The organism is Paenibacillus glycanilyticus (assembly GCF_030161375.1).
Taxonomy (GTDB): domain Bacteria; phylum Bacillota; class Bacilli; order Paenibacillales; family Paenibacillaceae; genus Pristimantibacillus; species Pristimantibacillus glycanilyticus_B.
Window position 1 is genome coordinate 278,118 of record NZ_BSSQ01000013.1, and the last position, 21,387, is coordinate 299,504.

The 21,387-nt window shown below is 53.1% G+C and carries 18 protein-coding genes; 10 read left to right on the forward strand and 8 right to left on the reverse strand.

What is annotated here, in order from left to right; genetic code table 11:
- Nucleotides 1–47 precede the first annotated feature (47 nt).
- The 4 genes from QQK89_RS15945 to QQK89_RS15960 form a co-directional block, all read right to left on the reverse strand.
- Complete coding sequence (locus QQK89_RS15945) at nt 48–785, reverse strand: DUF4247 domain-containing protein (RefSeq protein ID WP_284239616.1); 738 nt, start codon at nt 783–785, stop codon at nt 48–50.
- Between the two features lie 19 nt (nt 786–804).
- On the reverse strand, nt 805–1,311 hold the full coding sequence (locus QQK89_RS15950) for a DUF4178 domain-containing protein (RefSeq protein ID WP_284239617.1): 507 nt from the start codon (nt 1,309–1,311) through the stop codon (nt 805–807).
- A gap of 30 nt (nt 1,312–1,341) precedes the next feature.
- Complete coding sequence (locus QQK89_RS15955) at nt 1,342–1,743, reverse strand: DUF350 domain-containing protein (protein ID WP_284239618.1); 402 nt, start codon at nt 1,741–1,743, stop codon at nt 1,342–1,344.
- Nucleotides 1,744–1,859: 116 nt separating this feature from the next.
- Nucleotides 1,860–2,534: a PspA/IM30 family protein gene (locus tag QQK89_RS15960; protein WP_284239619.1), complete on the reverse strand. Its 675-nt coding sequence runs from the start codon at nt 2,532–2,534 to the stop codon at nt 1,860–1,862.
- Nucleotides 2,535–2,728: 194 nt separating this feature from the next.
- On the opposite strand from QQK89_RS15960, the gene QQK89_RS15965 reads away from it, so the two are divergent.
- Complete coding sequence (locus QQK89_RS15965; RefSeq protein WP_284239620.1) at nt 2,729–3,235, forward strand: DinB family protein; 507 nt, start codon at nt 2,729–2,731, stop codon at nt 3,233–3,235.
- 161 nt (nt 3,236–3,396) lie between these two features.
- Complete coding sequence (locus QQK89_RS15970) at nt 3,397–4,818, forward strand: hypothetical protein (protein WP_284239621.1); 1,422 nt, start codon at nt 3,397–3,399, stop codon at nt 4,816–4,818.
- A 40-nt stretch (nt 4,819–4,858) separates the two neighbouring features.
- Here the strand turns inward: QQK89_RS15970 and QQK89_RS15975 are convergent, their stop codons facing one another.
- The 3 genes from QQK89_RS15975 to QQK89_RS15985 all read right to left on the reverse strand — a co-directional run bounded on the left by QQK89_RS15975 (nt 4,859) and on the right by QQK89_RS15985 (nt 7,027).
- Nucleotides 4,859–5,035 (reverse strand): hypothetical protein, encoded by a 177-nt coding sequence (locus QQK89_RS15975; RefSeq protein ID WP_284239622.1) that lies wholly within the window; start codon nt 5,033–5,035, stop codon nt 4,859–4,861.
- Nucleotides 5,036–5,085: 50 nt separating this feature from the next.
- Complete coding sequence (locus QQK89_RS15980) at nt 5,086–5,262, reverse strand: hypothetical protein (RefSeq protein ID WP_284239623.1); 177 nt, start codon at nt 5,260–5,262, stop codon at nt 5,086–5,088.
- A 532-nt stretch (nt 5,263–5,794) separates the two neighbouring features.
- Nucleotides 5,795–7,027, reverse strand: coding sequence for an aminopeptidase (locus QQK89_RS15985; protein WP_284239624.1), 1,233 nt, complete (start codon nt 7,025–7,027; stop codon nt 5,795–5,797).
- Between the two features lie 172 nt (nt 7,028–7,199).
- Between QQK89_RS15985 and QQK89_RS15990 the strand changes: the two genes are divergently transcribed.
- Nucleotides 7,200–8,312: a M24 family metallopeptidase gene (locus QQK89_RS15990; protein WP_284239625.1), complete on the forward strand. Its 1,113-nt coding sequence runs from the start codon at nt 7,200–7,202 to the stop codon at nt 8,310–8,312.
- A gap of 911 nt (nt 8,313–9,223) precedes the next feature.
- Here QQK89_RS15990 and QQK89_RS15995 read toward each other — a convergent pair.
- On the reverse strand, nt 9,224–10,141 hold the full coding sequence (locus tag QQK89_RS15995; protein ID WP_284239626.1) for a proline dehydrogenase family protein: 918 nt from the start codon (nt 10,139–10,141) through the stop codon (nt 9,224–9,226).
- 93 nt (nt 10,142–10,234) lie between these two features.
- On the opposite strand from QQK89_RS15995, the gene pruA reads away from it, so the two are divergent.
- The 7 genes from pruA (at nt 10,235) to QQK89_RS16030 (ending at nt 21,359) form a co-directional block, all read left to right on the forward strand.
- Complete coding sequence (pruA, locus tag QQK89_RS16000; RefSeq protein WP_284239627.1) at nt 10,235–11,782, forward strand: L-glutamate gamma-semialdehyde dehydrogenase; 1,548 nt, start codon at nt 10,235–10,237, stop codon at nt 11,780–11,782.
- A gap of 114 nt (nt 11,783–11,896) precedes the next feature.
- Nucleotides 11,897–13,393: a glycerol kinase GlpK gene (gene glpK / locus QQK89_RS16005; RefSeq protein ID WP_284239628.1), complete on the forward strand. Its 1,497-nt coding sequence runs from the start codon at nt 11,897–11,899 to the stop codon at nt 13,391–13,393.
- Nucleotides 13,394–13,498: 105 nt separating this feature from the next.
- On the forward strand, nt 13,499–15,187 hold the full coding sequence (locus QQK89_RS16010; protein ID WP_284239629.1) for a glycerol-3-phosphate dehydrogenase/oxidase: 1,689 nt from the start codon (nt 13,499–13,501) through the stop codon (nt 15,185–15,187).
- A 134-nt stretch (nt 15,188–15,321) separates the two neighbouring features.
- Complete coding sequence (locus tag QQK89_RS16015; RefSeq protein ID WP_284239630.1) at nt 15,322–16,941, forward strand: response regulator transcription factor; 1,620 nt, start codon at nt 15,322–15,324, stop codon at nt 16,939–16,941.
- Nucleotides 16,942–16,950: 9 nt separating this feature from the next.
- Nucleotides 16,951–18,741 carry a cache domain-containing sensor histidine kinase gene (locus QQK89_RS16020; protein WP_284239631.1) on the forward strand — a complete coding sequence of 597 codons (1,791 nt, stop codon included), beginning with the start codon at nt 16,951–16,953 and terminating at the stop codon, nt 18,739–18,741.
- Nucleotides 18,738–19,736 carry a substrate-binding domain-containing protein gene (locus QQK89_RS16025; protein WP_284239632.1) on the forward strand — a complete coding sequence of 333 codons (999 nt, stop codon included), beginning with the start codon at nt 18,738–18,740 and terminating at the stop codon, nt 19,734–19,736. Before QQK89_RS16020 ends, QQK89_RS16025 begins: the two co-directional genes overlap by 4 nt.
- Nucleotides 19,737–19,859: 123 nt before the next feature.
- A complete protein-coding gene (locus QQK89_RS16030) occupies nt 19,860–21,359 on the forward strand; it encodes a sugar ABC transporter ATP-binding protein (RefSeq protein WP_284239633.1) in 1,500 nt (499 codons plus the stop codon).
- Nucleotides 21,360–21,387: the final 28 nt, after the last annotated feature.

The window sequence follows — 21,387 nt, forward strand, 5'->3', positions numbered from 1 at the left end:
TCCCTATCGTGAGGGACAGCTTTTTTGCGTCTAATAACATGCCTTCGTCATCGCCGCCTTGATATGCGGCCTGAGCCTTTGCGGATCTTCGGCGTCGATTTCTTCGGCTTGGTGAAGACCGAGCCCGACTTTTTCGAGGAAGAAGAGCCTCCGGTAACGACCTTGCCCGTTGAGCCGCTGCTCGATCCGCTGCCTGAGCCAACGGCGGAGGAATCCGCGTTTTTCGAACGCTTGAATATCGAACCGGTTCGGTTCACCGTCATTGGCGGTGCTTTTTTGAGATCCTGATTGGTTGGCTTATGGTAAGTGGTCTGCGGTTTGTAGACATCCTTCTGGGAGTATCCGCGATAATTGCCATGGCCGTATCTGCCGTTATCAAATAGATCGCTTAGCACGCTTGCAAGCAGGTAACCTTCCAGGAAGCTGCTGCTGTAGTTATTGCGCACATATTCCTTGGAATCAATCTCGATCAGAGTATCCGCGGGGTCATCCGTAGCCTGCTGGATTTGGATAACCTCGTCGCTATAGACCAGGAACATCCGCTCCGTGCTTTCCGGAGATTGCTGCTCCGGCTTTTTCTTATCAACCAGCTGCTTGGCGACCTCCGGAACGGTCTGGTCGGCAGCCCGGTAGACGTAAGACGTCTGACTGCCCGAGCCGTTCACCGATTCAAGCGGATACTGCTCCTTTACGGTGTCGGAGACGGCACAGCCAGCGAGTATAGGGATGATGAGGCTGATTAATAGTATGATTTTGATGCTATGAAGCCACCATTTCTTAACCATGTGCTCCTCCTGAAAAGTTTTATGCGCCACGGATCACGCGAACATCCGCAGGCAGCACCGATTCGCCGACGTACAACATAAAACGTCCGTCCAGCCATTCCACGCGGAGCAGCTTCATATCGTCGGACTGGTATTGCCAAACGTACTGCTCGCCGCCCATCATAAATGGCGTTTTGCCGCTAGCCGCGATCATACCCGAGTAGTTCTCTTCCATGTGGTAAGCCCGGTCATCAAGCTCCAGCGTTGTTGGCACTTCGTCAAACGTATCGAGCCGTCCGTCAATTTGCTCATACAGCGCAAAAACCGTTCTTTCCCGTTCCTCGATCGACAAATAGCGGATATCCGTCCCATCCTGCAGCGTGAGTACAACGGCGTTGCGGCTGCGGTTCCGGCTGCTGCCGGTCACTTGGTAAGTGACAAGGGACACTTCGCATACATCGCCGGGCGTCAGAGACAGTATGCTTTTCTCCGCCTTTACCGGTTCGGGTTTCGCCATTATATTTTTGATCCGTTTAAAAATACTCATAACCGTTACTCCTTTGTCCGTACGTTTATGCTACACCGATCCAATGATCAACGCGCCTGCGATATGAAGGGATCCGGCGATCAGCGCGTAGCCGATCTTGCCTTCGTGAATGCCTTTGTCCAATTGGATGCCGGCAATAACGCCAAATATAATGCGGAATATCGCTTCAACAATCAAGAGCGTAATAAACGATGCAAGCGAAATGACGAGTGCTTCCCACATGTACGTTGCCTGTCCGATCGACGAAGCGAGAATATACGCTTGCGCCCCCAGCTTCATTACAAAACGAATCGTTACGGCAATATTACCATCTTTCATTTCCTTAAAATCATGGTATTTCGTGGAGAGCGAGTCCAGATACATCAGGATAAACAAGAGCAGCGCTCCCGCACCCGTCCATACCGGAATTTGCAGCAAATCCGTCCAAGTCATGACATGGTTTCCCCCAGATATAGTAGTAGAACCGCAAAATCCGCCGGCGCATCGTTTGAAGCGAAGGCGCCGGCGGATAACAATCGTCAGTCCATATTATTCAACAATAAGCCGAGCTATTCCTTCTTCTCGTATTGCTTCAAGAGAGCGGCCAGCTCGTCTTCGACCGCTTTGTCTTTGCCAAGTGCGGCAAACTCATCGTCGAGCGATTTGCCTTTGGATCCGGCAAGCTCGTTGGAAGCTTCGGCGCGAGCTTCGGCTTGAAGCATTTTTTCTTCCATGCGTTTCAGACCCGCGTTTGCGGAATCGGAGCTGAAGCCGGCCATCGATTTGTTGATATGCTCTTGCGCTTTCGCCGCTTGATAACGGGCAACCAGCGTTTCGCGTTTGTTCTTCATTTCGGTCAGCTGCTTGCGCATTTCGTCGAGCTTGCCGCGGAGGTTATCGGCCATCGCTTTGTTGCTGTCAAAGCTTGTTTTGTATTCGGCCGCTTTTGCTTCCGCCGATTTTTTCTCTTCCAATGCCCGGCGGGCAAGGTCGATGTTTTGCGCTTGCGCCGCGATATGAGCCTGCTCACCGCGTTTTTCTACCAGTGCGGCTTGCTCTTCGTACAGCTGCTTAAATTTTTTCTCGAGGGCGATTTGAGCGGCTACCGCTTTCTCGGCATCCTCAAGATCTTCTTGCATGTCGCGAATATATTGGTCAGTCAGTTTGATCGGATCTTCCGCTTTCTCAATCATCGCATATACGTTAGACAAGGTAAGGTCACGAAGTCGTTTGAAAATAGACATTTTAAACATCCTCCCGGAATTTTCGTTTTTCAATCATGAATTGGTTTGTATAACACCTACATACGATTATACGCTCGAATAAGTTTCATTTCGATAGTCCGGAAAAAAGTTGATACCGGGGATTGATTGCTCTGATTTTGAAAAGTTTGGTAAAATTAAGGGGGAGCTTTTATTGAAATGGAGGGAGATCTGGTATGAGTCATGAAGCGATTCGGCAATTTGACTATCATGTGTGGGCGAATAATCGGGTATTTGAACATGTGAAACAGTTGCCCGAGGAAGTGTATGCGGCGGAGGTTCAAAGCGTGTTCCCGTCCGTAGCCGCGGTGATGGAGCATTTGTATGTCAGGGACGAGCTGTGGCTGGCGGTTATCCTGGGAGAAGATAAGGATCTGATCGGGCTGGTAAACAGCCTTACGGAGGAAGTGAAGGGGCTCACGGCTGAGGAGCTGGAGAAACGTTATGCCGAGGTCGCTGGCCGCTACCGTGATTTTATAGCAAGCGACCAGGATTTGGACAAGATAATGACCATTACGCATCCGAGATTCGGCTCCATGAATGCGCCTGTATCGGGGCTTGTTCAGCACGTCGTTAATCACGGAACTTATCATCGGGGGAACGTGACGGCGATACTAAGGCAACAAGGGCATCCGGGTATTCCAACGGATTATATAATTTTTCTATATGGTCAATTCAACTAATCCACAAGCTTATCCACATTATCAACATGGGTAACCCCCAATAATAGCGAGCTTTACATAAAGTTAATAACATATCCACAGCATAGGCTGTCCACACAAAGTCCTAGGCCGGAAGTCAGGTTATGCATGCAAAAATGTGGAGATTTGTCGGAGGTTCATCATTGAAATTAAGGATTCGTTTAGAGTGGCTGATCGTACTTGTTGCGGCCGCTGTATTAGTGCCATTATTGTTTTTTAGTCCGATCGGCGTTGCGAATAACGGTGATTTCTACCGTATGATGCTGGCGGGCGGCATTGATTTTGCCGATCCTGATGAATCGAATCGGGACAAGTATTTCGGATATTTTCATGCGATTTACCATTATGGTCCGTATTCTGCGAAGCATTATCTGTCTTCCCAGATTTTCTTTGTCTTTATGGCGGGGCTGATCGGAAGGGTGGTCAATTCACGGGTTTTTGACATTCGCCTCTTGGCGCTTTTGTATTCCGCCTTGTACGTCGCGGCATTGTATGTCATCGTAAAATATAACAAACGGCGCTCCATTCTATTTAATGCCGTCCTTGTCGCAAGCTTGTCGCTTGTCTTTCTGGATATCGGGTACGTCGCGTATTTCAACTCGTTTTTTGGCGAAGCCGTTACCGTCATCTTTATGCTGCTTACGTTTGGGCTCGCGCTAGCTTTGTCTCGATCGGACAAGCCTTCGGTCTGGCTGCTGACGGCCTTTTTCTTATCTGCGGTCTGCCTGGTTGGCACGAAGTTGCAAAATGCCCCCATTGGCCTGTTGCTCGTGCTGTTAGGTTTGCGGTTCTGGAAGCTGCGCGCCGACCGGATGTGGAGATGGACGGTGGGGATTTGGTCAGCCGTATTGCTCCTTGCATCGGTGACGATGTATGCCGCAGCGCCAAATGAACTGAAGCATATTAATTTGTACCAAACGGTGTTCTTCGGCGTGTTGAAAGATTCGCCGGATCCGGCAGCGGATCTGAGGGAGCTTGGCTTGCCGGAGGAATTCAAGGTAAACGCGGGAACGAACTATTTTCAGACGGATACGGTAATGAAGCAGGATGACCCTCGGATTGTTGCCGCGCTGGAGGGAATTAGTCATAAGGACGTACTCCTGTATTATGTGAAACATCCGGACAGGTTCATTCAGAAGCTGAAGCGCGGTGCGGAGAACGGGATGAGCATCCGGCCGTTGTATCTGGGCAGCTATGAGAAGGAGGCGGGCAAGCCTTACGGGGCAGTCAGCTACACTTATAGCGCCTGGAGTACATTCAAGCTGAAAGTTATGCCGCACAACCTTTGGTTTGATGTTGGTTTTGCGGCAGTGTACCTGCTAGTGCTGATGGTTGAGTATGTAAGGCATCGGCGTTTGAAGGAACGCATGGTTGTTGAGACCTTGCTAATACTAGCGCTTGTCGGGATGTTTGGTTTTGCCGTTCCGCTCGTTGGGGACGGGGAAGCGGATCTCGGCAAACATCTATTTCTGTTTAACGTCAGCTTCGATATGATGATGATCGCAAGCGTGCTCTATATTGTGCGGCTATTCGTAAAAACAGCAGGGCTGTCCCGTAGAGGTTAATCTCTACGCGGGCAACCCTGCTGTTTTATTGTGCACCTGCTTAACCTTGCGCGCCTGGGCGAAGGCGGACGACGCCAATCTCGGAAGCGTTGATGGCAAAGGCGTTGCCGCCTTGGTTAATCGTGGCGTTCGCCGATTGGCCAACGCGCACGTTTGTTGTGCCGGAGCTCCATTTCACGATGTTTTTGTCTGCGGATTTTGTCTTTTTGCGACCCATTTCAATCACCTCCCCGTCTTCGCCTAGTCATCCGACGATCTGGAGGTTGATTAACGTTTGCGTTTCTTTTGCTTGGCCAGCTGCTTCTGAATCTGCACGTTAACGGCGTTGCTAGCAAGCACGTTCCCGGCTTCGGCGGACGCCGAGGCGTTCTGGTAAATGTTAATGACAATGTACTGGTTACGGCCAACGCGGTACCGGTAGGTTTTCACGTTCTGATGAATCAAGGGGGAAGCCTCCTCCTGATAGGTAACATCAGTATAGTCTATGATTGATAGGTAGATTCGGTCGCGGCGTATGGTAGAGATTAAGGGATTATAAATGGCTGAAAGAGATATTGATGATGTTACGCAGGAAAGTATCGAGGGAGATTGACTAGGTTACGCAGGAAAGTATCTCGTTCCGGTTGCTGTTGTTATCTTGATATTCTGATTGGAATTTTCAACGGTTATATCAAGAGTAACAAAGGCAAGCGCTGCGCTCCTCCACGAGATACTATTCCTTCTCCACCTATCAATCGGTGGGGGGGCAAAAAAGTGGAACCGGCTTAAGCCTAGTTCCACTTTTTAGGTCTCACAAAAATAATCGATAGGATTCAAAGAGAAATTATCTCCTGGAAGAGTGTAACGCTTGCCTTTGAAATCGTGATAAAACATTAACCCTATTCAATCGGATATCACGATTTCAACAGCAACTGGAAGGAGATATTTTTTCTGCAGGGTCACAGTCGATAAGAAACTCTCGCGGAATCACTATCGATTAAAACGCCCAATTGCCGTTCAAAAGGATCGGTTCGCGGGTACCGTCTTCAGTGATGCCGTACAGATTGAGCTCGGCGGAACCAACCATGAAGTCGGTGTGAGCCATACTTTGGTTCAAACCTCTTTCGAGCAGCGCTTCGCGCGATAAGCCGGCACCGCCTTTGATGCAAGACGAATACGCGCTGCCCAGCGCGAGGTGGCAGGAAGCATTTTCGTCAAAGATTGTTTTGTAGAACAAAATATTCGAATCCGAGATTGGCGATGTATGCGGCACGAGCGCAACTTCGCCAAGGAATTTGGCTTCGTCATCGGTATCGAGCAAACCTTTAATGGCTTCTTCGCCTTGCTCCGCTGTGAAATCGACAACGCGGCCGTTCTCGAAAGTAAACGAGAAGTTATCCACGATGTTGCCGTTATAGCTAAGCGGCTTTGTGCTGGAGATCGTTCCGTTTACGCCAGTACGGAGAGGAGCGGAATAGACTTCTTCCGTAGGCAGGTTCGGAACGAACCAAGTGCCTTGCTCGTTTTGCTTGCTGCCGCCAAGCCAAATTTGATCTTTTGGCATTTCGAGCGTCAGGTCGGTGCCAGGGGCAACATAGTGCAAATATTTATAAGCTTTATCGTTCAAATATTGCGCTTTGGATTTAAGTTGTTTAATATGCGCTTCCCAAGCGGCGATAGGGTCCGGCTGATCGGCACGCACCATTTGGAAGATCGTATCCCACAGCTTAGAGACTTGCTCTTCCTGCGGAAGATCTGGGAAAACCTTGGCTGCCCAAGCGGCGGAAGGGGCTGTTGCCAGCGACCAGGTAAATTTGAAAGCTTGGGACATTTGGCGGTATCTCTCGTTCGCTTTGCGCGCCGTGCGGTCCGCGTTGCGGATTTTTTCCTGCGGCACGCCGCTAAGCAAATCGGGATCGGCGGATCCGATCGTAATGGAAGCAGCGCCTTTTTCGGCCATTTCGAGCTTTTCGCCGGCAGACCATTTAGGCTCTTCCAGGAAGGATTCAAGGGGCGCAAGATCATAATGAATGCGGGATGTCGCGTCATCATGCCAGAACACTTTCACTTGGTAAGCGCCGGCTTCGTAGGCTTTTTTCACAACGAGCCGAACAAGCTCTGGCGCGTCAATTGTCGCATTAACCATGACCGATTGTCCTTGCTGTATGTTTGCTCCGATTTTTACGATGATGTCCGCATAGTTGTTTAATTTTTGCTCAAAAGTCAGCACGGGGCTTCATTCCTCTCTCGTCAACTTATGTAGAGTTCCAGCGGAACCTATACCTATAGTATGAACTTATTTTCCGCGAATTTCAAAATGATAGGGTGAAAGTTGGTTTGGTTACGGTGGGGGACGGCGTTATAATAGCAGGGTAGGCGTTAACTGAGAAACGGAGTGAAGAATGATGGAATCGGTCTGGCAACAACGAAAAGAGCAACTTGCTGCTTATTTGAAAAACAATGGCATTGATATCGCCTTTATTACGTCTCCGACGAATGTATATTATTTCACGGGTTTTTTCTGCAATCCGCATGAGCGTTTTCTGGCTTTGGCGCTGGATGCGCGCTCGGGAGAGGAAACGTTGTATATGCCGCTTTTGGATTTGTCCGCGGCGGAGCCTTTTGGCGGGAACGGGAAGCTTGTGCCGATCTCGGATACGCAGGATGCGTACGAGGTGTTGAAGCAGCATACCGCATCGGGAGCCAAGGTTGCGGGCATCGAGAAAGAAGCGGTGTCGATCGCCAAGGCGGAACGGATTCAAGGCGCTTTGGAAGGGGCGCGTTTTGCGGATTTGGAGGGCTTTATCCTGTCCCTGCGCACGAAAAAGAGCGAAGAAGAAATTAGCAAAGTGCAGAACGCCGTCTTAATGGTGGAAAAAGTCGTTGCCCACGCAGCTTCTCACGCCAAGATTGGCATGACGGAGCTTGAGTTGACGGCGGAAATCGAGTATCAGATGCGCAAGCTTGGTGCGGACCGTCCGGCATTTGAATCGATTGTGCTTACCGGTGCGCGTTCCGCGCTGCCGCATGGTACGCCGGGGTATGACACGATTAAGCATGGCGACTTCGTGCTCATTGATATTGGCGTGCAGGCGGGCGGTTATTGCTCCGACATTACGAGAACGTTTGTGATGGGCGAAGCTTCGAAAGAGCAACGTGCCATCTATGATACGGTGCTTGCGGCAAACATGGCGGGGATCGCGGCGTCTCGCGCAGGCGTTACGCTCGCTTCCGTGGATAAAGCGGCCCGCGACGTGATCGAGCAGAAGGGTTATGGACCGCTGTTTACGCATCGCCTTGGCCATGGCTTCGGCATGGACGTACACGAGCAGCCTTCGGTTTCCGGGCAGAACCAGTCGGTTATTGAGCCGGGTCTGCTATTTACGATTGAACCGGGCATCTATGACCCGGTCATCGGCGGCGTCCGCATCGAGGACGACGTGTATATCCAAACGGACGGCTCGGTACGGGTGCTGACCAGCTACCCGAAAGAGCTTATTTTGCTGGGGAACTAGTTTGCAGTCCTGACTTGGTAGGTTAAAACTAACTCTCTCTAGAGGCATCCGTTGCAGGAATTAAGGACAGCTAGCAGGTGGAGCTACGTTGGAAATTATGCAGTAAAAGGCGGTGTATCTCCTCGGTAACATGGGTTACATTGGATGGAGTACAGTGAATTCAGCGATGCGAGTTGTACGTAGCACATTTCGGAGAATTTTACTGGAGTGAATCCAACGTAGGGGCTGCACGCTAACTAACTAGCTTTTTTATGGTGGAGGAGATCCAACGTAGGCTACGTTGTAGCCTAGCACTAGCAGGTGCAATAAAGGATTAAATCCCCCGCGGGTTCCGCGGGGGATTTTGATGTTCGAGTCTAACCGACCTATGCAGCTAACCGACCTTTGACCGACCTACGGGTCTAACCGACCTCGGCTAGCGAGAAATTTCGCTATTAAGGAAACAAATTTCCTTAATTTAGATGAGTTTGGCATCTTTGATTCATCTTATTTACCTTTTGCATAAGTAGCGGAAAAGAGTTTCCGTATTAGGTAATAAATTTCCTTATATGCGTTATGGCGTATTAGGATAAGCAGTTTTGGCTTATTTAAGGTAAAAACAGCAGGATATAAGGAAATTATTTTCGCAAGCCGCATCCTTGCGTCTTGCCGAGAACAACCGGAGTACAATTGGCCTCCGATTGTTGCGGTTACCCGACACAGGTCACCGAGTATACCCCCGGTGCCCTTTGCGGTTACCCGACAAAGGTCACCAAATAGCCTCCGGTGCCCTTTGCGGTTACCCGACAAAGGTCACCAAGTAGCCCCCGGTGCCCTTTGCGGTTACCCGACAAAGGTCACCAAGTAGCCTCCGGTGTCCTTTGCGGTTACCCGACAACAACCGGAGTATAAATGGCCTCCGATTGTTGCGGTTACTTAAACATGTTCCTCAAAACCAACGCCAGATTAGCCGGTTTCTCGGCCAAACGGCGGGTGTAGTAAGGGTACCACATGGTGCCGTAAGGTACGTAGCAGCGCACGCGGTAACCTTCCTCGGCAAGCTCGGCTTGCTTGTTCATGCGGAGACCGTAGAGCATTTGGAACTCGAAGGCGTCCCGGGCGATATTGTTCGCCGCGGCGAACTTTTTGGTCCAGTTAATGATTCGGTCGTCGTGTGAGGCAACGGCTGTATAGATCCCGTTCGTCAGGCGGTGCTCGATCAGCTTTTTGAAGTTGTCTAGTACTTGCCCGGCATTCTGGTAAGCGACCTCCGGCGGCTCTTTGTAGGCGCCTTTTACAAGCCGCAAGTTCACTTTCTCATTGCTAAGCTTCTCCACGTCTTCTTCCGATCGATGCAAATAAGCCTGAATAACGGTGCCGACATTAGTCATCCATCCGGCGTGCATTTTGCGTACCAGGTCAATAGTGGCCTGGGTGTACGGCGTATCCTCCATATCGAGGCGGACAAAAATCCGGCTATACTTGGCCTCCGATACTACCGCCCGGATATTGGCGTAGCATTGCTCTTTATCAAGCGCTAGGCCGAATTGGGTGGGCTTAAGCGAGACGTTGGCGTTTACTTTTCGCTTCGCAATCTCGCGGACAATCCTTAAATACTCATCCCTGTACCCCTCGGCTTCCTTCAGATCTTTAATGCCTTCTCCCAAATGGTCCAGCGTTACCATAATGCCTTGTTTGTTCAGCTCCTCCGTTCGGTCCATCGCTTCTTCCAAGTTGTCGCCGGCGATGAATTTGGAAGCGAGCTTGCGGCCATAACGGGTGGATAGATGCTCCACAAGCTTGTTGTTTGAGATGGTGAGCATGGTTCGGCGGTAAAGGCCAGCACCCATTGTCTATCGCTCCTTTCTTATAAGACACACATAACGTCCTGCCGGATGAACTATAAATGGAATAGAGAGCATGTATCGAAGGGAGATGCGGGTATGAGGGCAGCATTCAGGAATGAACCGTTCACGAACTTTGGGGCGGAATCTAACAATAAGGCGTACGATGCGGCGTTGGAGCTAGTAAGATCGAAGCTGGGCCAGGAATATCCCCTTGTCATCGGCGGACGACGGATTTCAACGACGCGTACTTCGTTATCCATAAATCCGGCATCCAAAAACCAAGTCATTGGCGTGGTCTCTCAAGCTGATACCAAGCTTGCGGAGGAAGCCATTCAAACGGCCGCGCGCACCTTCGAGAGCTGGAGGTTTACCGAGCCGAATGAACGGGCCAGGTATTTATATAAAGCGGCGGCGCTGCTGCGCCTTCGAAAGCACGAATTCTCCGCATGGATGACGCTTGAAGCAGGCAAGACTCGCGCGGAGGCCGATGCGGATACGGCGGAAGCCATTGACTTTATGGAATTTTATGCGCGCGAGCTGCAGCGTATAAGCGAGCCGCAGCCGCTGACTCCGCTTGATGAAGAGGAGAATCAACTTTATTATATTCCGCTTGGCGTCGGTATTGTCATTCCGCCTTGGAATTTCCCTCTCGCTATTATGGCGGGCATGACTACGGCCGCGCTCGTGTGCGGGAATACGGTCGTTCTGAAGCCGGCGAGCCCGACCGCGGTCATTGCCGCGCAGTTCGCCCTGCTGCTGGAAGAAGCCGGCGTTCCTTCCGGCGTAGTTAATTATTTGCCGGGTCCGGGCGGCGAGGTTGGTGATTATCTAGTCGACCATCCGCTGACGAGATTCGTTAGCTTTACGGGTTCCCGCGAGGTTGGACTCCGTATCAACGAGCGGGCGGCGAAGACGAGGCCGGGGCAAAAATGGATCAAACGCGTCATTGCCGAAATGGGCGGAAAAGACGCGATTATCGTAGACGACGATGCGGATCTTGATCTGGCGGCGGATTCCATCGTCGCTGCCGCTTTTGGGTTTTCCGGGCAGAAATGTTCCGCCTGCTCTAGGGCGATCGTTCACGAGGCGGCGTACGACGAGGTGCTTGCAAAGGTGATTGAGCGGACTCACCGGCTAGCGGTCGGGGATCCTGCGGAGGCTACGACAAATGTCGGAGCCGTTATTGATGACAAGGCGTTTCGCAAAATCCAGGAATATATCGAGATCGGCAAAAGCGAAGGACAACTTGTCCTCGGCGGCGCTTCCGACGATTCGGTGGGATATTTTATCGAGCCAACGATATTTGCGGATGTCGACGAGAATGCCCGCATCTCGCTGGAGGAGATTTTTGGCCCCGTGCTTGCCTTTACGAAAGCCCCCTCGTTCGAGGAAGCTCTCCGCATGGCGAACAACACCGAATTTGGCCTGACGGGTGCGGTCATATCGAGGAACCGGGCGCATTTGGAGCAGGCGCGGCGCGAGTTTATGGCGGGCAATCTGTATTTGAACCGCAAATGCACGGGGGCGCTTGTGGGCGCTCATCCGTTTGGCGGCTTCAACATGTCGGGTACGGATTCCAAAGCTGGCGGGCGCGACTATTTGCTCCTGTTTACGCAAGCAAAAATCGTATCGGAACGCTACTAGTCCTTTGCAAAAAAACAAGCGAAGGGAGTTTGGCTCTGCGCAGCGAATAGAATACAATAGTGAAAGCGAGTACTTGGGAAATGCAGGATTTGTTGAAGAAGGGGATCGATGATCATGACGCAGCAGGAAACCTATATAATCGCGCTTGACCAAGGAACAACCAGCACGCGTGCGATTCTATTCGATAAAGCGGGAACTCCCCGCGCGGTTGCGCAGACGGCGGTAGATTGCTCGTTCCCGCATCCGGGCTGGGTAGAGCAGGATGCTGAGCAGCTTTGGGAGACTTCATTGAAGGTGATACGCGAGCTGCTTGAGAGAGAAGGCCTAAACGCTGAAAGCATCGCAGCCATCGGCATTTCGAATCAGCGGGAGACGACTATCATCTGGGACCAGGCAACGGGGAAGCCTGTCTATAACGCGGTCGTATGGCAATCGCGCCAGACGTCGGGTATTTGCGAAGCTTTGAAGACTTCCGGCCATGAACTTGCCATCCGGCAGAAAACGGGCCTCCTGATCGATCCGTACTTCTCCGGCACAAAAGCGAAGTGGGTGCTGGATGAGGTAGACGGAGCGCGGGAAAAAGCGGCAGCCGGCGAGCTGTTATTCGGCACGGTGGACACCTGGCTGATCTGGAAGCTGACAGGCGGAGCTGTCCACGTAACCGATTATTCGAACGCTTCGCGAACGCTGCTATACAACATTCACGAGCTGAAGTGGGATGCCGAGCTGCTCGAATGGCTGGATATTCCCGCAGCCATGCTGCCGGAGGTCCGCTCGTCTTCCGAAGTGTACGGAACAACGGAGCCGGCTTTGTTCGGCGGGCCAATCGCGATCGCGGGCGCCGCGGGCGATCAGCAAGCCGCTTTGTTCGGGCATGGATGCTTTGAGCGGGGCGAAGCGAAAAACACGTACGGCACCGGCTGCTTTATGCTTATGAATACAGGCACGGAGCCGATTCGTTCCGAGCATGGACTGCTGACGACGATTGCCTGGGGCATTGACGGGCAAGTGGAATATGCGCTTGAAGGAAGCGTCTTTGTTGCGGGATCGGCCGTGCAGTGGCTTCGCGACGGCATGGAGCTGATCGAAACCTCGGAAGAGAGCGAACGGCTTGCCTCATCCGTCGATTCCACGGAAGGCGTCTATGTGGTACCGGCTTTTGTTGGGCTTGGCACGCCTTATTGGGACAGCGAGGTCCGCGGCGCGGCATTTGGCATGACGCGCGGGACGCGGCGCGAGCATTTTGTCCGGGCAACGCTGGAGTCGATTGCGTATCAGACGAAAGACGTGCTGGACGCGATGGAACAGTCGGCGGGCATTCCGCTTCAGTCGCTTTGCGTGGATGGCGGCGCCATCCGCAACAATCTGCTCATGCAATTCCAAAGCGACCTGCTTGGCGTGCCGGTTGAACGGCCGGTCATCAGCGAGACAACCGCGCTTGGCGCCGCTTATTTGGCGGGACTAGCGGTTCAGTATTGGCAGGGCCGCGAGGAGATTGCGGAGCAGCGCTCCCTGGAGAGCATTTTTGAACCGTCCATGGCGGTGGAGAAAGTGGATGCGCTCTATGCCGGCTGGCAGAAAGCCGTGCAGGCAGCGATGGCTTTTCGATAAGCAGATATAAAGGACCGTGTCCGTTCTTCCTTGTGCTTAATAGCATAATGGAGAATGGTTCGCGGTTTTTTTCACATTGAGTATGAGCGATAGGAGCTGTTTCTAATGGCAAGCCGGAAGGAACACGGGGGAGAACCAAACTTATTTAACGCGTTAAAAAGAGAGGAGCAGTTCGCGAAGCTGCAGGCTGAGGAGTTCGATTTGCTCATTATCGGCGGGGGCATCACGGGGGCGGGCATTGCTCTTGATGCGGTTTCGCGGGGAGTGAAGACGGCGCTGGTGGAGATGCAGGACTTTGCGGCTGGTACGTCGAGCCGTTCCACGAAGCTGGTGCATGGCGGTCTGCGGTATTTGAAGCAGCTCGAGATTGGCGTTGTGGCTGAGGTAGGCAAAGAACGGGCTATCGTATACGAGAACGGGCCGCATGTAACGACGCCGGAATGGATGCTGTTGCCGATTTATAAAGGAGGCACTTTCGGGAAATTTAGCACTTCTCTCGGGCTGCGGTTGTATGATTTTCTAGCCGGGGTCAAACGCGCCGAGCGGCGGAAAATGGTAGATGCCAACGAGGCTATCCGGTTAGAGCCGCTGCTCAAGAAGCAAGGGCTGAAGGGCGGCGGTTATTACGTCGAGTACCGGACCGACGATGCCAGACTAACGATCGAAGTCATGAAAAAGGCCGTCGAGCTCGGAGCATGCGCTATTTCCTACGTCAAGGCGCAATCTTTGCTGTACGAGGATGGACGGGTAGCCGGAGCGGAGCTGCGCGATCAACTGACGGGCAAGATCGGACAAGTGAAAGCAAAGGTTACGATTAATGCAGCCGGGCCTTGGGTGGATACGATCCGGGAGATAGACGGCTCCAAGTCGGGCAAGACGCTTCATCATACGAAAGGTGTCCATCTCGTATTTGACCAGAGACGGTTCCCGCTTGGCCAAGCGATCTATTTCGATTCGGCGGACGGAAGGATGTTGTTTGCGATACCCCGCGACGGGAAGACATACATCGGCACGACCGATACGGATTATCGCTCCGATCTTGCCCATCCGCGAATGACGGCGGAAGATCGGCAATATATTCTGAAGGCGGCAAACGAGATGTTCCCCACCCTTGCGCTCAAGGCCGAGGATGTGGAATCCAGCTGGGCAGGCGTGCGGCCGCTTATCCATCAGGAGGGAAAAAGCCCTTCCGAAATTTCGCGTCGGGACGAGGTGTTGACCTCGCCATCGGGCTTGCTCTCCATGGCCGGCGGGAAGTTAACCGGTTACCGAAAGATGGCCGAGACCGCGATGGATCAGGCAGCGGCGCTGCTTGCGAAGATGGGGAAAGAAGGGATCGGAGAGAGCCAAACGTTGACATTGCCGATCTCTGGCGGCGACGTTGGCGGTTCGGATGGTTACCCCAGCTTCGTGGCGGAGCATACCTCCGCGGCCGTTGCCGCGGGACTTGCCAAGCTGGATGCGGAACGTCTTGTCCGAAGGTATGGGTCGAACATGGCTGCCGTTCTCCGTCTTATGCCGGAAGCGCAGGAAGAGGCGATCCGCAGGCAGCTGCCCGTTACGCTTCTCTTGGAGCTGCTCTACGCGATCCGTTATGAAATGGCCTGCAAGCCGGCCGACTTCTGGATCCGCCGGAGCGGCAGCCTCCTGTTCGACCGCAGCCGCGTAATCCGCTGGAAGGATGGCGTCCACCGCTATATGGCGGAGCTGTTCGGCTGGTCGGCCGGCCTCAGCGCTGCCTACAAGGAGGAGTTGGAGCGAGAGCTCCAGCTTGCGGTGACTCCTTCGGAGTGAGGATGACGCATAAGTGGTCCGTTAGAGTGGTTCCGGGTTGGAGCTGCTCTATTTCCCGTTGCCTGCGCTAGAGTCTCTGACTATAATAAAAGCGCATACAATTCCAATTCTCGTAAGTACTAGGGGGAACCGCCTTGTATACGATAGTGCTGGTGGATGATGAAGCGGTCGTGAGGGAAGGCATCAGGGAACGTATACCATGGGAGGAGCTTGGCTTTCAGTGCGTGGCGGATTGCGAGAACGGAGTGCAGGCACTGGAGGAGATTGAACGGCTGAAGCCGCATATTGTGCTGACGGATATTAACATGCCGTTTATGGACGGGTTGGCTTTGTCCCGGGAAGTGATGGAGGGATACCCGGATACAAAGGTCGTTATTCTGACGGGCTACGATGACTTCGAATATGCGCAGCAGGCGCTCAAGCTGAAGGTGAAGGATTTCATCCTGAAGCCGGTGACGGCCGCCGAGCTATCCGCGATGCTGCGCAAGCTCCGGCTGGAGCTCGATGAGGAGAAGAAAGAACGCGAGGATTTGGCCCGGCTGCAAAGCCAGCTGCATGAGAGCATGCCGCTGCTTAAGGAACGTTTCCTCGAACGGATGTCGACGATGGCTTTAAGCGAGAAGGAGATCACTTCGCGTCTTCGTTATTTCCAGATTCAACTGGCGGGACCTTGTTATGTTGGGCTGGCGATTGACGCCGACCGGCTGGAAGAGCAGGCCGGAGCGGATACGGATAGGGAGCTTCTGAGGTTTGCGGTGTACAATATCGCGCATGAAATAATAAGCGGCGAACCCTGGGATGCCGTTATATTTCGAAGCCGCGAGGAGCGGGTCATGGCGATTCTCGGCGGAGATCGCGAGGAGCCGCTGCAAGAGAAAGCGCAGGAGCTGGCAGAGCGGATCCGGCAGTCGTCGGTGCAGTTCCTGCGGCTAACCGTTTCGGTGGGGATCGGGATGAACGTTCACGGTTATACCCGGATCAGAGAAAGCTGCAAGGCTGCGGCGGCTGCTCTCGACTACCGGCTAGTGCTTGGCGACAACAGCGTTATCAGCATTCTGGACATGGAACAACGCCGAAGCGCCCCAGCAGGACACCCGGCAGAGTTCGACCGGGAACTAATTGCCGGCATTAAGACCGGAACGGCTGATGAAGCGGATCGTGCAATCGAAGCGCTGATTCGGCATAACAAAGCAGAGTTAACGAGCATCAACCATTGTTATTTGCGCATGCAAAGAACGATCCTTGCCGTCATGCAAGCGCTTGGCGATATCGGCTGCAAGGAGTCCGAAGTATTCGGAGAAGGCGTGAACCCGATGACCGAGATCTACCGGTTCAGGACGATGGACGAGATCGGGGAGTGGCTGAAGACGGCCTGCCGAAGGGCGGTTCACAGCGTTGCGGCAACCCGCCACGACCAGTGCCGTTCTCAGATCGAAGAAGCCGTCGCTTATCTCGAATCCCATTACGAGGATGAGAATCTATCCGTAAAAGGCGTCTGCAAGAGGGTTCATATGAGCGTCAGTTATTTCAGCGCGGCCTTTAAAGCCCATACCGGAAGGACGTTTATCGAATACGTCACCGCCGTTCGGATGGACAAAGCGAAGGAACTCTTGAAATTCACCGGCCTTAGAACCTATGAGATCGCGGCCAGAACCGGTTATGGGGACGCGCAATATTTCAGCGTGTTGTTCAAGAAGCATACCGGGGAATCGCCGACCGATTACCGTCACCGCACGGCAGCGGAACAGGCATGAGGCGCGCTTATGGAATTATTTAAATTCAAAAGCATTCAGACTAATATCGCTGCCGCCTCCGCTTGCCTCATTCTATTAACGGCTATTCTGCTTGGCGTGATTTCCTATCAGCTGTCAGCTTCCTCCGTCCGCGAGACGGCCCAGGATTATACGGCGGAACTGATTCAGCAAGTGAACGCCAACATTCAGACCTATATCACCAGCATGGAAAATATATCGGTGCTCGCGCTCAGCAACGACGATGTGCGCGAGCTGGCAAGCGAAGACGGCCAGGACGGGACAAGCGCGGTGGAGCTGGAGCGCGAGCAGCGGATCTCGGCGTATTTCCACACGATCATCGCTTCCCGCAAGGACATCGCTTCGATTAACGTCATTGGTTATAACGGCCGGTTCGTCTCGGACCGGGAGCATGCGGAGCTGAATCCCAGCATCAAGCTGGCGGATCAGCCCTGGTACAAAAGCGCGCAGGAGGCATCCGGCCGGATTGTTGTCTCTTCCTCCCACGTCCAGCATATGTTCAAGGACGAATACGACTGGGTCGTATCGCTTAGCCGGGAGCTGTGGAGCAAAGATCAGACGGAGCCGCGCGGCGTGCTGCTCGTCGACCTCAACTTTAGCGTCATTAACGATACGCTCAACAATATTGACCTGAGCAAACGAGGTTACGTGTTTATCGTCGACGAAGACGGCAATATCGTGTACCATCCGCAGCAGCAGCTGATCTACAGCAACTTGAAGTCGGAGAAGATCGACGAGGTCCTGGCGAAGGGCAGCGGCAGCTTTATGACCGACGAAGGGAAAACAAGCCGCATCTATACGATCCAGGACACCGGCTTTGGATGGAAAATCGTCGGCGTATCTTACGCGAACGAGCTGATCGGGAACAAACGCGAGATGCAGCTGTCGATGGTGGCGGCGGGGATCTTTTGCCTTATCGTGGGCTTATTGCTCGCGGTGTTTGTATCGCGCAACTTGTCCCGCCCGATTAAGCAGCTCCAGGAGCATATGAAGAAGGTGGAGAAAGGGAGCTTTCATATACGGGTGCCGATCGGCAATCCCCGCGAAATCGCATCGCTTGCCCGAACGTTTAACCTGATGGTCGTCAAAATCGAGGAGCTGATGAGCCAGGTCGTCCGGGAACAGGAGATTAAGCGGAAGAGCGAGCTGACGGCGCTGCAGGCGCAGATTAATCCGCATTTTTTGTACAATACGCTGGATTCGATTATTTGGATGGCCGAGGGGAAAAAGACGGACGAGGTTGTGCTCATGACCTCTGCTTTGGCACGGCTGTTCCGCTCATCGATTAGCAGAGGGCAGGAACTGGTCTCCATAAGGACGGAGATTGAACATGTCGCGAATTACCTTACGATTCAGAAGATCCGGTACAAGGACAAGCTGGATTTCCACATTGACGTCGACCCGGATATTTATGCTTACCGGACGCTGAAGGTTCTCTTGCAGCCGCTGCTTGAGAATGCGATTTATCATGGCATCAAGAATAGAATCGGAACGGGAACTATTCAGGTGACCGGAGGCAAACGTGACGGCTATATATGGCTTGAAGTGAGCGATAACGGCGTTGGGATGGAGGCGGAAGCGCTCCGGACGATCCTTGAGCCTAGACGGAGCGACCGGGACAGCAAAGGAGTTGGAGTGGTTAACGTTCACGAGCGGATCCAGCTTTACTTCGGGAAGGAGTATGGCTTGTCTTACCGGAGTTATCCCGATGAAGGAACAACCGTTACGGTTCGCATTGCGGCCATCCAGGGCGATGAATTTGGGGGAGGTGCTGGCGCATGAGCGAATACCGCCGCCGTTCGGCCTCTGCGGTCTTCGCCGCGATTGTTATTGTAATAGCGGCATTCGGCATTTACAAATGGGCTGCGAGCCAGCGGGCAGAACGGCCCGCCGATATCATTGTCACGGTAAAAGCAAAAGGACAAGTCATCGATTTCTGGAAGGTGCTGATCACCGGCGTGGAGGATGCGGCGCGGGAATACGGCGCGAACGTAACCGTTATTGGCCCTCCCACCGAGAGGGAGATTGATCTGCAGATCGAGCAGCTGGAGCAGGCGATTCGGGACAAGCCGGATGCCATTGTAATGGCGGCAACGGACTATAACCGGCTTGTTCCGGTTGCGAAACAAATCCGAAAAGCCGGCATCAAGCTTATAACCGTAGATTCCGGCATTAACAGCCGCGATTCGCTTAGCTTTATCGCAACGGATAATGTCGAGGCCGGGCAAAAAGCGGCCGCACAAATGGCGGGGCTGCTCCCGAGCGCGGATACGGCCAAAATCGCCATAGTAAGCTTTGTATACGGCACTTCCTCGCAAATGGAACGGGAACAGGGAGTCCGCGAATGGCTGAACGGCCATACGAATATTAAGGTCGCAAGCACGTTATACAGCGAAGGTCTGCCGGACAAAGCCTATGAGCTGACAAAGGAACTTCTGTCTTCCGATCCTGGCATAAAAGGAATTGTGGGATTAAACGAGCCTTCAACGGTAGGCGCAGGCCGGGCTATTGAGGAATTGGGGCTTAGCGGCCAAGTCAAGCTGGTTGGCTTCGACAGCTCGGTTGACGAAGTGAAGCTGATCGAAGGCGGCGTCCTTCAGGCAACGGTCGTTCAGAAGCCGTACAACATGGGTTATCTGAGCGTGAAGACGGCCATCGAAGCGGTCCGGGGCAAGAAGATTCCGGAGCGGATCGATACGGAATCGGTCATTATCAACAAGGACAATATGTACACGGAACAAAATCAGAAGCTGCTCTTCCCGTTTGTGGGAGAGTAGCTTCTTTTTTCGTCGTATTCGGAATCAGATGTTTTTCAACTATTCAAATACATTATTCCATTCTGGCCAATCGGAAAGCGCTTTACAATTAGCTTAGTTATAGCGGGATGGAGTGATGCCGGCGTGGAAGAACTACTCGTTCAGATGGAAGGGATCGACAAATATTTTCCTGGCGTTCAAGCGTTGCAGGGCTGCCGGTTTGAGCTAAAGCGGGGAGAGGTGCACGCGCTGGTTGGCGAGAACGGGGCCGGCAAATCCACCTTGATGAAGGTGCTGACGGGCGTATATCAGAAGGATGCGGGAACGATTGTTTATGACGGCGCGGAGGTGGAGATGCTCAGCGCAAAAGCGGCCCAGAAGCTTGGTATTTCCATCATTCATCAGGAGCTGAATTTGGCGCCGGATCTAACGGTTGCGCAGAACATTTATATCGGACGCGAGCCAAGAAGGGGATTTCGGCTGTTCCTGAACGAGCGGGAGCTGAAGCGGAAGGTGGAGCGGTTGTTCGAGCGGCTGAACATGGATCTGGATCCGGATGAACCGGTCTCCCAGATGACGGTTGCGAAGCAGCAAATGGTTGAGATCGCAAAGGCTCTTTCTTACGACGCCAAGGTTCTGATCATGGATGAACCAACCGCGGCGTTAAGCGATTCCGAGATCGATGATCTGTTTGTCATTATTCATCAGCTCCGCAGCAGCGGGGTTGGCATTGTCTACATTTCGCACCGGATGGATGAGCTGAAGCGAATCACCGACCGGATTACGGTTATGCGGGACGGACGGTATATCGATACCGTGCCGACGGCTTCCGTGACGAACGAGCAGATTATCGCGATGATGGTCGGGCGGGAGATATATGACAACACGAAGCAAATCCGGATAGCGGAGAGCAGCGAGACGGTGCTTGAGGTGAAGGGGCTTTGCCGCAAGGGGGCCTTGGACAATATCAGCTTCAAACTCCGCAAAGGAGAGATCGTAGGTTTCGCCGGTCTAATTGGAGCGGGCCGGACGGAGGTGGCGAGAGCTATCTTTGGCGCCGATCCCATCGATGCGGGAGAAATAACGGTCCATGGCCGCAAGGTTACGCTGAAGCAGCCTTATGACGCGGTGCAGGCGGGAATCGGCTATTTGTCGGAGGACCGCAAACGGTATGGCTGTATCGTCGAGATGGATGTAAAGACGAATGTGGCGGTCGCCTCCTTAAGGCAATACGCGAATCGGGTAGGATGGATGAACAGCGGCCAAATCGCGAAGGCGGCCGATCGTATTGTTGAGCTCCTGAAGGTGAAGACGCCCCACATTAACCAGAACGTCAAATTCCTGTCCGGAGGCAATCAGCAGAAGGTGGTCATCGGCAAATGGCTAACCCAGGGCTGCGACATTCTTATCTTCGACGAACCGACGCGGGGAATCGACGTGGGAGCCAAAAGCGAGATCTACAAGCTGCTGAACGATCTTGCCGACAGGGGGAAATCGATCATTATGATCTCCTCGGAGCTGCCCGAGATTATGCGGATGAGCCATCGCATCATCGTTATGTGCGAAGGACGCATTACCGGCGAGCTGGACCGCGAAGAAGCGACGCAGGAGCAAATTATGCGCTATGCCACGCTGCGGGCTTGACGAAGACAAGACCGTTTCAATAAAAGTT